This is a genomic window from Amycolatopsis sp. NBC_01480 (assembly GCF_036227205.1).
Taxonomy (GTDB): Bacteria; Actinomycetota; Actinomycetes; order Mycobacteriales; family Pseudonocardiaceae; genus Amycolatopsis.
This window is the reverse complement of record NZ_CP109442.1, coordinates 1,810,649-1,824,231: the sequence shown is the minus strand read 5'-3', so window position 1 is coordinate 1,824,231 and position 13,583 is coordinate 1,810,649. Positions and strand designations below refer to the sequence as shown.

The window sequence follows — 13,583 nt, the reverse complement described above, 5'->3', positions numbered from 1 at the left end:
TGACCCCGGTCACCCAGGAGCCGGGACCGGTCCCGGCCGTCCCGCCTTAACTTCTGCGGCATGGGTGCGAACGAGGGCCGGAGCCGGACGGCCGCGACACGGCTGAAGGCCGTCGCGACGCCGGAGCTGTACCGCCGCAACCCGTTCCGGATCACCGGCCTGCCCGCCACGGCCACCCGCCGGGCCGTCCGCGAGCGGCGGCTGCGGGTGCTGGGCGCGCTCGAAGTCGGCGCGCGCCCGCCGGGCGTCCCCGAAGACGCGACGCCGGACCAGGTCCGCTCGGCGTTCGACGAGCTGGGCAACACCGAGCACCGGCTCGTCGACGAGCTGTTCGGCCACTGGGGCGCACCCGAGGACTGCGACTGCCCGCCTCAGCTGCACGACCGGCACGACGCCGCGGTGAAGGCCCACGCCGCGGCGCTGGACGCCGAGGCCGAACGGACCGAGGACCACCCGATGCCGCTGTGGAACGACGCCGCGCGCAACTGGGCGTTCACCCAGCGCAGCGAGGCGTTCTGGCAGCACCTGCGCCACCGGGTGGGCACCAGCGGCGACCGGCGGCTCGACGAGTCCACAGTGGATGGTCTGCGCGCCGCGCTGCCGGCCGCGCTGGTGGCCCCGCTCGTCTCGCTGGCCGCCACCTCGCCGGAGCCCGACCGGCTGCTCGGCTTCCTCTCGATGTGGGGCGTCGACAAGGCCACCGAGACCGCCGCGCGCACCGAAGCCGCCGGCGACACCTTCAGCCGCGGTGAGGACTTGTTGAAGGAGCTGCGAAAGCTCATCGACAACGGTAGCGCGAGAGAGGCCGCGGAACGCGCGCTCAACGAGCTGGCCCCGATGCTGGACCGGCTCGAGCGCGTGATGCCGTTCGAGGATTACCGGCGCGCCGGCCGATTGCGGGAGACGGCGGCGATCGCGGCGAACAACATCGGCGTCGCCCTCTCGGAAGTGCCGGCCTCGTCCCGCCAGCTCGCGCGTGAGGTGTTCGCGCTCGCGCGCCGGCTGAGCACCGACTCCGAGACGCTCGCGACCATCACGCGCAACGAGCAGTCCGCGACCACGGCGCCGCTCCCTCCGACCGACGTCGGCCAGCTGTGGAGCCGGGTCACCACCCTGACCCGGCTGCGCCGCTACGCCGAGGCCGAGCAGGCGCTGGAGCAGATCCTCGCCCATTCGCGAAGGCCGGGGGACCAGGAGCAGGCCCGGCGCATGATCGCCACGATGCGCCGGCTGCGGCAGGGCGGGCCGGTGCCGGCGCGGCCGCCGGCCAAAGGCCCGGCGACGTTCTTCGCTCTGTTGCACGTCGCGCTCGGCATGGTGTTCCTGTCCACGCTGCTGGCCTCGCCGCTGCTGCCGTGCCTGGTGATCGGCACGCTCGGGCTGCTGTGCAGTGTCGCCGCGACCGGCAACGCCTACGCCGGCCCGGCCCGGATGCCGTTGCTGTTCCTCACCCAGGCGGCTGTGGCCACCGGCTTCTGGGTGGCGCACGCGAACGGGACCGCGATCGCGGGCTGGCTGACCGTGTCCACCGCGGTGGTGCTGCTGATCGCGGTGCCGTCTTCGCTGGCCGGACGAGACTAGGGAGACGGCTTTGACTGTTCGAGGAACGTACGCGCGGTGGCGCGTCGAAGCCCGGCAACGCCGGCAGCACCGGGAGTTCCGCATCGAGGAACCGTTGTGGGGCAAGGAGGAACGAGCACGGCTGCGGGAACTGGTCACCCAGGTCTCGGCCGCGCTCGCGGCCGCCGAGCGGCGGCCGGCGGACACCGGGGGCCCGGCACTGTCCGAATCGGACCTGGCTACCGCCGCGACGGCGTTGTGGCGGGCCCGCAAACGGCTCGACGGCGCGGACGACCGGGCCGCGCGCCAGGCCGGCCGGCTGCTCACGATGAGCCAGGAGGCGCTCGAAGCCGCCGGAGTGGCCGTCCAGGACCACGACGGGATGGCCTTCGACTCCGGCCTGGCGCTGGAAGTCCTGTTGTTCCAAGACGAACCCGGCTTCACCGCCGAGCGGGTGGTGGAGACCGTGCGGCCGTCGGTGTACCTGGCCGACCGCCGGATCCAGATGGGGCAGGTCATCGTGGGATGCCCGGTCGCCCCCGGCCAGACGGAGGACAGGAATGCGCGACACCATTGACTTCGGCATCGACCTCGGCACGACCAACAGCGCGCTGGCGGTGCTGGCCGGCGGCGGTGTCACGGTGATCAAGAGCAACGCCCAGGGCGACTACACGCCGTCGGCGGTGTGGATCCCGAAGGCGGGGGTGATCCAGGTCGGCGCCGCCGCCCGCGACCGTCTCGAGCGCGACCCGGAGAACGTGCAGATCGAGTTCAAGCAGGCCATGGGCTTCGCGGACGTGCAGCGCCGGTTCGCCCGGTCCGCGGTCTCGATGAGCCCGGTGGAGCTTTCGGCCGAGGTGCTCAAGACCCTGCGCGGCGACGCCGCCCGCCGGTTCGGGGGCGAGGCGCCCGCGGCCGCGGTGATCACCGTGCCCGCGGCCTTCCTGCTCAACCAGACCAACGCCACCAGCGAGGCCGCGAAGCTGGCCGGCTTCACCGCGCCGTGCCCGCTGGTGCAGGAGCCGACCGCGGCGGCCTTCGCGTACGGCTTCCAGAACGAGACCAGCAGCGCGTACTGGATGGTGTTCGACCTCGGCGGCGGCACGTTCGACTCGGCCGTGGTCAGCACCGTCGACGGCGAGCTGAAGGTGCTGGACCACGCGGGCGACACGAGCCTCGGCGGCAAGAACATCGACGCCGCGATCGTCGACCGGCTGCTCGCCCCGGCCGCGGCGAAAGAGCTGGGGCTGAAGGACTTCCGGCGGGACAACCCGCAATGGCGGCGCAACTTCGCGTTCCTGCGCACCGGGGCGGAGGCGGGCAAGATCGCGCTTTCGCAGACCGGCCAGGCGCAGGTGATGGTGGACCTCGACCGCGGTGACGGGCAGCAGGACATGTTCGAGTACACCCTGCGGCGTGAGGACGTCGAGCAGCTGGCCTGGCCGCTCTACCGGCGGGCGATCGAGCTGTGCCGGGAGGCGCTGGCGAAGGCGAACCTGGGGCCGTCGGACATCGACCGGCTGCTGCTGGTCGGCGGTCCGACGCTGTCGCCGAGCCTGCGCGAGCTGCTCGCGGATCCCACCGAAGGGCTAGGCATCCGGCTGGACCACAGCCAGGACCCGAGCACGGTGGTCGCGCGCGGTGCCGCGGTCTACGCCGGCACCGTCGCGTTGCCGCGCGCCACCGTCGCGCCGAAACGCGGCGAGTTCACCCTGGAGCTGTCCTATCCGCCGACCACGAGCCTGACCTCCGTGCCGGTCTCCGGCCGCTGCTCGACACCGGGCGGCGCCGACTGGAGCCGGTTCCGGATCGCGCTGAACGACCCGGGCCGCCGCCCCTCGTACCGGACCGCGGAGGTCGCGCTGGCCGTCGACGGCACGTTCACCGTCGACGTGCTGCTGGCCGATCTGGCGCGCAACCGGTTCGACGTGGAGCTGATGGACGCCTCCGGCGCGCGGGTGCCGGTCAGCCCGGACTCGATCACGATCACCCAGTGGGTCAACGAGATGACCGGGCAGACGGTGGTCAACTCCGTGGGCCTGACCGAGGCCGACGGCACGTTCACCCCGATGCTGCTGAAGAACACCACGCTGCCGGCGAAGGCCAATCAGCCGTTCCACACCACGGTCACGTTGCGCCGCAGTGATGCCGGCGCGGCGATCCGGATCCCGATCGTCGAGGGCGAGCGCAAGCGCGGCGAGCGCAACCTCGCCGTCGGCCTGATCGAGATCCGGGCCGAGGACCTGCGCCGCGACCTGCCGCGCGGCAGCGAGGTGCAGATGTTCTTCGAGATGAACGAATCCCGGCTGGTCTCGGTGGTCGCGGAGGTGCCGCTGCTGAACGAGCAGTTCGACGCCGCGGTCGACCTGAACACCCGCACCGTGCCCGACCCGCCGACGCTGCGCCGCCTGATGAACGAGGTGGAGGCGCGCCACGAACAGCTGCGCACGCAGGTCGAGGTGACGCGCTCGGACCGGGCCCGCGGCCTGCTGATGCGCCTCGACGACCAGGGCGTGGTGCCGTCGGTTCGTGAGGAAGTGGCGTCCGCGGCCACGGACGAGAGCGCGGCCGTCTCCGCGGAGGCCCGGATCCGCGGCGTCCAGGCCGAGCTGGACGACATCGAGGAGGAGCTGCGCGTCCCGGAGGTGCTGGAGCGGGTGCGCGACCAGATCGAGCACTGCCGTGACCTGGTCGACCGCGTCGGCGCCGAGGAGGACCGCAAGGAGCTGGCGGACATCGAACGCGGTTACGCCGACCTGCAGAACACGCGCGACGTGCCCGCCGCCGAGCAGCTTTCCGAGCAGGCACTGGACCTCCAGGTCCGCCTCCTGCGCCGCGACGGCTCACTCGACGTCGAGATCTTCAACGCCCTGCGCGCGTCGCAGGAGCGGATGTCCTCCCCGGCCCAGGCCCGCGAACTGGTCCGCGAAGGTGAACGCCTCATCGCGACGAGCAACTGGCCTGCGCTGCCGAGCCTGAACCGCCGCCTGCGCGCGCTGTTGCCGGACGACGGCCGCGGGACCCCGAACAGCGGCATCCAGCAGGAGCGGAAATGACCGGGTCACTGGAGACGCTCGGCGGGGAACTGACCCTCGCCGAGGCGGCTGAAGCTGCGCGGGGCGGGGATTTCGACGGTGCGGTGCGGTTGCTGGAGCAATCCGGCGGCGGTGCTGGTGGTGGCGGCGGCCTGGCGCGGGGCTGCCACGGCGGCTCGGCGGGGGACGATTCTGGCGCTGCCGGGCGATTCGGCCGCGGTGGGTCGGTTGGGGATGGCTCCGGCGGTGCCGGGCGGAGTGGCGGTGGTAGCTCAGCGGCGGACCGCGCCGGCGGTGCTGGGCGGAGTGGCGGTGGGTCGGCGGGGGATGGCTCCGGCGGCGGCAGCGGCCGCGCGGGGGGAGGCAACTCCGGTGGTGCCGGGCGAGGCGGTCGCAGTGGTCCTGAGGGGGACACCGCGACCACCTCGGTGCTCGGAGATGCCGAGGTGGCGCTGGACAGTGGCGGCAACTCGCGGCCGAGCGGCGGTGCCAGTGGCATTACTCCGTGGCCCGGCGGCGGTGAACCAGCCCGCCTGGACCTCCTCGCCCGGGTCTACGCCCAAGCCGGGAACCTCGACGCGGCCGATGAGGCCTGGGCGCGGGTGCTGGAGCTGGTGCCTGGTGAACCGTCGGCCATGGCGGGGCGGCGGCGGGTGGCGCGGGTGCGGTCGGGGTGGGGGCGTCGGCGGCAGGTGCCGTGGCGGGCGCTGGCGGCGGGGGCGGCCGTGATCCTGGTGGCGGGAGGTGTGGTGGTGGTGACGGTGCCGTTCGGGGCGGCGCCGGCGGTCGTCTCGGGGTCGGCCGCCGGTGCTGCACCGGCCGCGTCCAGCTTGCAGGCCGAGCTGGACCGGCTGAACGCCGCGAAGTCCCGTGACGCCGCCGCGGCCGCCGCCCGTCACGAGCGCCTCGCCGCGCTCGCCACCGCGTTGGCCGCGCCGGGCGTCCACACGAAGCCCGGCGAAACGGACGTCTCAGTGTCCTTCGACGCCGGCCTGTTCGCTCCGAACGCGACGTCGCCGAGTGCCGAGGGACGCCGGGCGCTCCAGCACTGGGGCGAAGTCCTCAAAGGACAGTCAGTCCGCGTGACAGTGTTGGGCCACGGTGTCACAGTCGCGGGTGGTCCCGCCACCGGCGGCTCGACGGTCGCCCTCGCGCGGGCGGCGTCGGCGGCCCGCGTGCTGGCGACCGTGAGCGGCCTCCCGCTGACGGCGTTCGCGATGGGCAGCGCCGACCAGTCCACTGCCGCCCACCCGGACGGCGACCCGGACGCCAACCGCACCGTCACGCTCCTGGTCGCCCCCGCCTGAAGAGACTCGTGAGTGTTCATGACGGTTAGAACCGGCATGAACACTCACGAGCACTTACAGCGGATGCGCCCGGAAGAACTGCCAGATCACCGGCGTCGCATCGATCGTCGTAGGCGTCGCCGAGTCCAGGTTCGGCTTGGTGCTCGGCCAGACGTGCCCGGCGTGCTGCACCTGGAAGTGCACCAGCGAGCAGCCGAGCCACCACTGCGTCACGACGTCGCGCGCCGAGGAGAACTCCAGCGGACGCGGGAAGCAGCCGTCACGTGAGGCCCAGCCCGCCAGCCAGTCCGGAATGGACGGCAGGCCCTTGGCCGGGTTGCCGCCGTACGGGATCGTGGTGTCCGCCGTGCCGTGGAAGTCGATCAACGGTGCCCGGCGCGAAGGCTGACACGCGCCGCCCTGGGGGTAGAACGCGCCCGAAACCGGGGCGAACGCGGCGATCCGGCTCGGCAGCCGGCAGGCGAGCACGCCGACGAAACCGCCGCCGTTGGACTTGCCCGCGGCGTAGATCCGGGCCGGGTCCACGCACAGCTGCTGCTGCAGCGAGGTGATCAGGTCGCTGGTGAACAGCACGTCGTCCACCGGCGCGGAGTACGGCGCGCCGGTCCAGGCCGACTCGCCGTCCGTGCCGGTGACCCCCTGGGGGTATACCGCGATGGCGTCCGTCTTCGAGAAGCCCGAAAGCTCCTCCTGGTACTGCGAGGTGCGCCCGTGCCCGTGGAACGAAAGCACCAGCGGGTACGGCCGCCGCGCGTTGTAGCCGTCGGGCAGGTGGATCAGGTAATCGCGGGCGACGCCGCCGGACGTCAGATGGCCCGTCCCGCCGGCCGGCGCGGGCTTGCCGCACCCGGTGGTGGCCACCGGCCGGTCGACGATCCCCGTCGGCGCTGCGGCCGCCGGAGCGGCGATGAGACAGCTCAGCCCGAGCGCGACCGCGGCTCCGGCGAGAAGACGTTTACACGACACTCGATCCTCCTTGATCGACCGGCAAGCGGGACCAGGATCACACCGGAGGACACCGAGGGCGGTGTTGAGTTCATAGAGTTCGCCCGGCAGTGCTCAGCCGCAGACGCCCTTCGACGTCAGCACGCGCTGCACCGAAGCGGCCACGCGGTCGGCCGGCAGGTCCCCGTCGGCGACCGCCTTCGTCAGCCGGTCGAGCACCTGGCCGACATTGCCGGAGCCCGAGGAGAACAGGGCCTCGTCGGCGCCCGACTGGAGGGCCTTGAGCACCGCGTCGGGCAGGGAGTACTGGTCGGTGATCGCCTTCATGCCGCCCAGGTCGTCGGTGATCACCGGGCCGGCGAAGTGGTATTCGCCGCGCAGGAGCTGGTACGCGGCGGGGGAGATGGACGCCGGGACGCCGTTGGTCAGGCCCGGCACGTCGAGGTGGCCGACCATCACCTCGATCTTCCCGTACTCGGCGATGTTGCGGTACGGCTGGAGGTCCACCTGCCGCAGCTGGTCCAGCGGCGGCGTGGTGACGGTGCCCTTGTGCGAGTCGCCGGAGCCGTGGCCGTGGCCGGGGAAGTGCTTGAGCACCGGCGTGATGCCGCTCTGGCGCAGCCCGTTCGCGAACGCCATCGCGTACTGCCGCACCTTCACCGGGTCCGGGCTGTACGAGCGGTCGCCGATCACCGCGTCGTCCGGTTCGTCGCTGACGTCTGCGTCGGGCGCGTAGTCGACAGTGACCCCGCGGGCGCGCAGCTGCTGCCCGCGCTGGACGCCGAGCGCTTGCACCTCGGCCGGCGTTTTCGTGGCGGCGAGCTGACGGGCGCTCGGCAGTGAGCCGTCGAGATCGTCGATGCGCTGAACTCGGCCGCCTTCTTCATCGACCGCCACCGAGACGGGGATCTTCGCGGCCGCTTGCACGGCGTTCAATGCGCCATTCTGCAACAGCGTGGTGTTATTGCCGCCCACGAAGATTCCGCCGATCTGCTGCGAGCGCACCAGTTCCACCGCGGCCGCCGGATTTGCGGCGTCGACCCCCGGCACGACGAGCTGGGCCACCTGCGCGCGGACGTCCATCGAGGCGACCTTCGCGCCGCACGCCGAAGCCGGTGAAGAGGCCGGTGAAGAAGGCGGCAAAGACGGTGCAGCCGCAGGTGGAGAGGCCACCGAGGAGCCACCGGCGGCCGCCGAGGGGCGCGCCATCGCGGTGCCGGAGATCGTGGGTGAAGCGCAGCCGGAAACGATCCCGGGGAACAGCAGCGCCGTGAAGAAAACCACTGGTAGCCGCTTGGTTGCCTGCGCCTTCATGAATTCCTTGCCGTCTGGAGCGGTCGGTGTCCCTCGCGACGGTATCGGAAGCGCTGGCCGCCCCCGGCTTCGCGTCGTGAAGAATGGCTTCACGGCGGCTAGAGAATTCGTGAAGGCACCCTCAGCACACTGATGACACGGGATGGGTGTTTCTTCAGGGAGGTAACGATGGATCAGGTCAGGGTGGCGGCGTGGGCTTCGGACCCGATCGCGCTGGCGGGGCTCATCGAGCACCTCCGCTCGTGCGAGGAGATCCAGGTGGTGCCGGGCCAGCGCCGTGGTGAGGCCGCCGTGCTGGTGTTCGCCGCGAGCCGCGTGACGCCGGACGTGAAGGCCGCCCTGCGCGCCGCCGCGTCCGAGACGCCCGCCGCCATCGTCCTGGTGGCCGGGCACGTCGAGGCCGAAGAGCTGCCGGAGCTGGCCGCCTGCCACGTCGCCGCGGTGCTGCCGCGCGAGGCGATCGCGGGCGACAAGCTGGTGAAGAGCATCGTCGCGGCCGCGACCGGCCGGGAGAGCTCGCTGCGCGATCTGCTGGGCCAGGCGCAGAGCCTGCAGCACGCCGCGGGCGGCGCCGCGCTGTCGCCGCGCGAGGTCGACGTGCTCCGGCTGATGGCCGAGGGCTGGGACACGGCCGAGATCGCGGGCAAGCTCTGCTACTCGGAACGGACCGTGAAGAACGTCATCTACGGCATGACCAATAGGCTGAAGCTGCGCAACCGACCGCATGCCGTCGCCTACGCCCTGCGCGCAGGTGTTATCTGAGGGAAGCTCACCCCGTGCGAACGCTGACCCGACGCCCGGCCGTCGCTGTCCTGACGACCGCGCTCCTCCTGCTCGCGTCCGCCTGTGGTGGCTCCGACGCCGCAGCCGGCAAGATCAAGCTGACCGTGGCGACGTTCGGGGAGTTCGGCTACGGGCCGCTCTTCGCGGAGTACCAGAAGCAGCATCCGAATATCGAGATCCAGAGCCGGGTCACCGACTTCGACACGCACTTCAAGACCCTCGCCACGCAGCTGGCGGCGGGCCGCGGCGCGGCCGACGTGGTCGCGGTCGAGGAGCAGTACGTCCCGCAGTACATCCGGGCCAAGGACAAGTTCGTCAACCTCGCCGACTACGGCGCGGACCAGCTGAAGAACCAGTGGTCGCCGTGGAAGTGGGCGCAGGGCACGGACGGGAACTACGTGCTGGGCCTCGGCACCGACATGGGCAGCCTGGCCATGTGCTACCGCCGCGACCTGTTCGAGCAGGCCGGCCTGCCGTCCGACCGCGCGTCCGTGGCGAAGCTGATGCCGACCTGGCAGGCGTACGCCGACCTCGCCGACCGCTTCACCGCGAAGCTGCCGAAGGTGAAGTTCGCGGACTCCGCGGGCAGTGTCTACACCGCGATGCTCAACCAGTCGCCGGAGAACTACTTCTCCTCGAAGGACGATTCCTACATCGCGGACACGAACCCCGCTGTGCGCAACGCTTTTTTCCTCGCCGGCGGGATCGCGCAGAAGGGCGAGACCGCGGCCGCCACCACGTACACACAGGCGTGGAACGTCGCGATCAAGCAGGGCTCCTTCGCCACCATCGCCTGCCCCGCGTGGATGCTCACGCAGATCAAGGAAGCGGGCGGTGACGGCAACACCGGGAAATGGGACGTCACCACCGTTCCGGGCGCCAGCGGCAACCAGGGCGGCTCGTTCCTGACGATCCCGAAGCAGAGCGCGCACCCGAAAGAGGCGTACGACCTCGCGCGCTGGCTGACCGCGCCGGAGCAGGAGAAGCGGCTCTTCCTGTCCGACGGGATCCTGCCGAGTGAGCCGCCGGCCTACAAGGACCCGCAGGTCGTCGCCCACACCGACCCGTATTTCTCGAACGCCCCGGTCGGGCAGCTCTACGCCTCTTCGGCGGACACGCTGCGCCCCAATTACCGCGGTCTTCACGACGCCGACGTGCGCCCCGAGTTCGGGCACGCCCTCGGCCGGATCGAGGACAAGTCCGAGGACGTGCAACAGGCCTGGGACGACGCGGTCAGGACGGGCCGCGAAGCGATCAAGTAGCCGCGGTGCTGCGTGAACGCCGGCCGGCCCTGCTGGCGAGGTTCGATCGGAAGGGCACGCCCTTCCTGTTCATCGCCCCGTTTTTCGCGGTTTTTGTCGTTTTCGGCGCGTTTCCGATGCTTTACACGGCGTGGGTCTCGCTGCACCGCTGGAATCTGCTTTCCGGTGACGAGGGCCGCTTCGGCTTGGCCAACTACGCCGAGCTGCTCGCCGACTCGCGCTTCTACAACGCGCTTTTCAACACCACCAGCATCTTCCTGCTCTCGGCGGTCCCGGAGTTCTTCCTCGCGCTCGGCATCGCGGCGCTGCTGAACCGGCCGTTGCGGGGCGCGACCTGGTGGCGCACCGGGGTGCTGCTGCCGAACGTGGTGTCGGTGGTGGCCGTCGGGCTGGTGTTCGGGCAGCTGTTCAGCCGCGACTACGGCGTGGTCAACGAGGTGCTCGGCTGGTTCGGCGTCGACCCGATCTCGTGGCAGGCGCGGCAGTGGTCCTCGCACCTGGCCGTGGCCACCATGGTGATGTGGCGCTGGACCGGGTACAACGCGCTGATCTACCTGGCCGCGATGCAGGCGGTGCCGCAGGACCTGTACGAGGCGGCGGCGCTGGACGGCGCCTCCCGCTGGCGCTCGTTCTGGTCGGTCACCGTGCCCGGTATCCGGCCGACCATCGCGTTCACCGTCGTGGCCGCCACGGTGAACGGCCTCCAGCTGTTCGCCGAGCCGCAGCTGTTCGACCCCACCGGCTCCGGCGGCAACGACCGGCAGTTCCAGACCCTCACGATGTACCTGTACGAGCAGGGTTTCAGCAAGTTCGACGCCGGTTACGCGGCCGCGCTGTCCTGGGTGATGTTCGTGTTCTGCGCGGTGTTCGCGGTGTTCAACTACCGGCTGGTGCGCCGGTTCGTGAGCGCGTCGTGAAGCCCCGCGGCCGGGCGGGCGGCTGGGTTTACGTGGTGCTGGTGGCCGTGCTGGGCGCCTCGGTGTTCCCCCTGTACTGGTCGTTCGTGGTGTCCACCCGCGACGATTCGGCGATCGGCAGCACCACGCCGGTGATGCTGCCGGGCGGGCATTTCTTCGAGAACGTGCGGAAGGTCTTCGACACCGTCGATTTCTGGGCCGCCATCGGCAATTCGCTGATCGTGTCGACCACGGTGATGGTGTCCAATGTGGTCCTCGCGAGCCTGGCCGGCTACGCCTTCGCGCGGCTGAAGTTCCCCGGCCGCAACAGCCTGTTCCTGTTCGTGGTCGGCTCGGCGATGGTCCCCACGCAACTCGGTGTGATCCCGCTGTACCTGGTGGTCAGCGACATCGGCTGGTACGGCCGGCTGGAGGCGGTGATCGTGCCCGCGCTGGTGGGCGCGTTCGGCGTGTTCTGGATGCGCCAGGCCTGCGAGGCGGCGGTCACGCGCGAGTTGGTGGACGCGGCCACTGTGGACGGTGCCTCGGTGGTGCGGACGTTCTGGCACGTGGCCGTTCCGGCGCTGCGCCCGCAGGCGGCGGTGCTCGCGATGCTGACGTTCTTGGCTTCGTGGAACGACTATTTCTGGCCGCTGGTGGTGCTCGACCCCAATGATGCGCCGACCGTGCAGGTGGTGCTGTCGCATTTGGCCAGCGGGTATTACACGGATTACGCGCTGATGCTGACCGGCGCGACTTTGGCTGTGCTGCCGGTTGTCGTCCTGTTCCTGGTGCTGGGCCGGTTTATTGTTCGAGGGATCCTGAAAGGCACCGTATATGGCTGAATGAGTATTCACGCTCGTTGATATGGAATGTTTGTTCACTCTATTTAGTGACGTTTCCGCCGGATGGCGCCGGTAGAATTGCAGGGTGAGCTGTTATGGGGATTCTGCCTCCGATGTTTTGTCCCGGATTCATGAGCGGGCCGTCCGGGTGGCGCAGCTGGAGGCCGAGCAGGCTGATGATTTCGCGTTGTTCGCGGCAGCAGGTGGTTCTGCCCGGTCCGTGACGGCTGAGCTTGCGTTGGAATTGTCGGTGACGGAGCGGCGGGCCGGTGCCGATGTCGCGTTGGCGCAGGCGTTGACAACCCGATTGCCGCAGACGTTCGCGGCTTTCCGGCGTGGAGAGATCAACGCTTTCAAAGCGCGGATGGTGTTCGAGCCGACCGTCGCCCTTTCCGACGAGCTGGCGCGGCAGGTCGACGCGATTGTCGCGACCCGGTTGGCGGGGAAGAATCCGTCGTCGTTGCGTGTGGCGGTGAATCGGGTGGTGCAGAAGGTTGACGCCGAAGGATACGAGCGAAGATCCCGGGCGCGACGGCGCGACCGTAATGTGTGCCTGATTCACCAGGACGAGACGATGTCCACCTTGCTGTGTGAGCTGCCGGTGGAACAAGCATCGGCGATTTACACTTCCCTCGATCAGGAAGCGCGGAGGCTGCGCCGAGGCGACGAGGACCGGACGCTGGACCAGTTGCGTGCGGATGTCCTGGCCGATCGGCTGCTGAACCGCACGCCGGGTGACAGCGGCATCAAGCCCGTCGTCTACCTCTATACGGACCTTTTGACGCTGGCCGGATTGAACGAGGAGCCTGCCGAGCTATCCGGCTACGGTGCCGTGCCGGCGTGGCTGGCGCGGACACTCGCCGCGGACTCGAACTCGGTGTGGCGCCGGATCATCACCGAACCCGACACCGGACAGGTCCTCAGCGTCGGCCGGGCCCGCTACCGTCCGCCGCCCGCTCTCGCCGGCCTCGTGCAGGCGCGGGACCGGGTGTGCCGGCTCCCGGGATGCCACCGCCCCTCGCAGTACAGCGACATCGACCACACCCGCGACTTCGCGAAAGGCGGCCCGACCGCCGAAGAGAACCTCGCCCCGCTCTGCCGGCGACACCACCGCCTGAAAGACGAACCGGGCTGGACATTCACCTCGGCGTCCGGCGGTGAAGGCGCGGTCGTCACACCGACGGGGCGGGTCTACCCCACGAAACCCCCGCCACTGCACGAAAGCCGGGCGAACAACGCCGCCGGTGACACCAGGGACGGGCACGAAGCAGCCGCCTGACCAAGGCCGAGGCTGATCGATTCTCAGCGAACCGGATGCTCGGGTCATCGACTGGCCAGGCTGGGGGCCGGCGGCAGGGGTTGTTCCTGCTGCGCCATCCCCGCCCAGTACGCCGACGCTTGATGCGCTCGTCGAAGGAACCCGCGATCAGGGTCGGCTGGATTGCGGTGCTGCGCGCCGGGCCGCTCGCACCATGGCAACGGGTGCGCTCGTCAGGCCGCGCGTGTCCGGCTGGGGCAGGAATGCGAGGAGGGCCGGTTTGGCTGCGTCGCGTCCGGCAGCGTGGCGTCTCGCTTGAAGCCACCAGTTCCAAGTCCGAAGTGCGCTCCCACAGGGAGTTCCACAACGCCGAGATCC

Annotated in this window: 12 protein-coding genes; 9 read left to right on the top strand and 3 right to left on the bottom strand. The window is 70.5% G+C overall.

Features of this window, described 5'->3' with window-relative positions; translation table 11 throughout:
- Positions 1 to 60 precede the first annotated feature (60 nt).
- From OG371_RS08430 to OG371_RS08420, 3 genes are read left to right on the top strand one after another with little or no spacing between them, the layout of a single operon-like run.
- On the top strand, positions 61 to 1,581 hold the full coding sequence (locus OG371_RS08430; RefSeq protein ID WP_329067269.1) for a hypothetical protein: 1,521 nt from the start codon (positions 61 to 63) through the stop codon (positions 1,579 to 1,581).
- A 10-nt stretch (positions 1,582 to 1,591) separates the two neighbouring features.
- The gene (locus OG371_RS08425; protein ID WP_329067267.1) at positions 1,592 to 2,137 is read left to right on the top strand and encodes a hypothetical protein; all 546 of its coding nucleotides are present in this window, start codon (positions 1,592 to 1,594) and stop codon (positions 2,135 to 2,137) included.
- Positions 2,121 to 4,616 (top strand): Hsp70 family protein, encoded by a 2,496-nt coding sequence (locus tag OG371_RS08420; protein ID WP_329067265.1) that lies wholly within the window; start codon positions 2,121 to 2,123, stop codon positions 4,614 to 4,616. The genes OG371_RS08425 and OG371_RS08420 overlap by 17 nt, the downstream gene beginning before the upstream one ends.
- A gap of 5 nt (positions 4,617 to 4,621) precedes the next feature.
- Here OG371_RS08420 and OG371_RS08415 read toward each other — a convergent pair whose 3' ends face one another.
- On the bottom strand, positions 4,622 to 4,765 hold the full coding sequence (locus tag OG371_RS08415; protein WP_329067263.1) for a hypothetical protein: 144 nt from the start codon (positions 4,763 to 4,765) through the stop codon (positions 4,622 to 4,624).
- Positions 4,766 to 5,041: 276 nt separating this feature from the next.
- Here OG371_RS08415 and OG371_RS08410 point away from each other — a divergent pair, with 276 nt between their 5' ends.
- Positions 5,042 to 5,902 carry a hypothetical protein gene (locus OG371_RS08410; RefSeq protein ID WP_329067261.1) on the top strand — a complete coding sequence of 287 codons (861 nt, stop codon included), beginning with the start codon at positions 5,042 to 5,044 and terminating at the stop codon, positions 5,900 to 5,902.
- Positions 5,903 to 5,956: 54 nt separating this feature from the next.
- On the opposite strand, the gene OG371_RS08405 is transcribed toward OG371_RS08410, so the two are convergent.
- Positions 5,957 to 6,868 (bottom strand): alpha/beta hydrolase family esterase, encoded by a 912-nt coding sequence (locus OG371_RS08405; protein WP_329067259.1) that lies wholly within the window; start codon positions 6,866 to 6,868, stop codon positions 5,957 to 5,959.
- A 93-nt stretch (positions 6,869 to 6,961) separates the two neighbouring features.
- On the bottom strand, positions 6,962 to 8,161 hold the full coding sequence (locus tag OG371_RS08400; RefSeq protein ID WP_329067257.1) for a glycoside hydrolase family 3 N-terminal domain-containing protein: 1,200 nt from the start codon (positions 8,159 to 8,161) through the stop codon (positions 6,962 to 6,964).
- A gap of 168 nt (positions 8,162 to 8,329) precedes the next feature.
- On the opposite strand from OG371_RS08400, the gene OG371_RS08395 reads away from it, so the two are divergent.
- The 5 genes from OG371_RS08395 to OG371_RS08375 all read left to right on the top strand — a co-directional run bounded on the left by OG371_RS08395 (position 8,330) and on the right by OG371_RS08375 (position 13,226).
- Positions 8,330 to 8,923 carry a helix-turn-helix transcriptional regulator gene (locus tag OG371_RS08395; RefSeq protein WP_329067255.1) on the top strand — a complete coding sequence of 198 codons (594 nt, stop codon included), beginning with the start codon at positions 8,330 to 8,332 and terminating at the stop codon, positions 8,921 to 8,923.
- A 14-nt stretch (positions 8,924 to 8,937) separates the two neighbouring features.
- Positions 8,938 to 10,206: an ABC transporter substrate-binding protein gene (locus OG371_RS08390; RefSeq protein WP_329067254.1), complete on the top strand. Its 1,269-nt coding sequence runs from the start codon at positions 8,938 to 8,940 to the stop codon at positions 10,204 to 10,206.
- Positions 10,207 to 10,322: 116 nt separating this feature from the next.
- On the top strand, positions 10,323 to 11,123 hold the full coding sequence (locus OG371_RS08385; protein ID WP_329072956.1) for a carbohydrate ABC transporter permease: 801 nt from the start codon (positions 10,323 to 10,325) through the stop codon (positions 11,121 to 11,123).
- Positions 11,120 to 11,947 carry a carbohydrate ABC transporter permease gene (locus OG371_RS08380; RefSeq protein ID WP_329067253.1) on the top strand — a complete coding sequence of 276 codons (828 nt, stop codon included), beginning with the start codon at positions 11,120 to 11,122 and terminating at the stop codon, positions 11,945 to 11,947. The genes OG371_RS08385 and OG371_RS08380 overlap by 4 nt, the downstream gene beginning before the upstream one ends.
- A 148-nt stretch (positions 11,948 to 12,095) precedes the next feature.
- Positions 12,096 to 13,226, top strand: a complete 1,131-nt coding sequence (locus OG371_RS08375) for an HNH endonuclease signature motif containing protein (protein ID WP_329067251.1) — start codon at positions 12,096 to 12,098, stop codon at positions 13,224 to 13,226.
- Positions 13,227 to 13,583 lie beyond the last annotated feature (357 nt).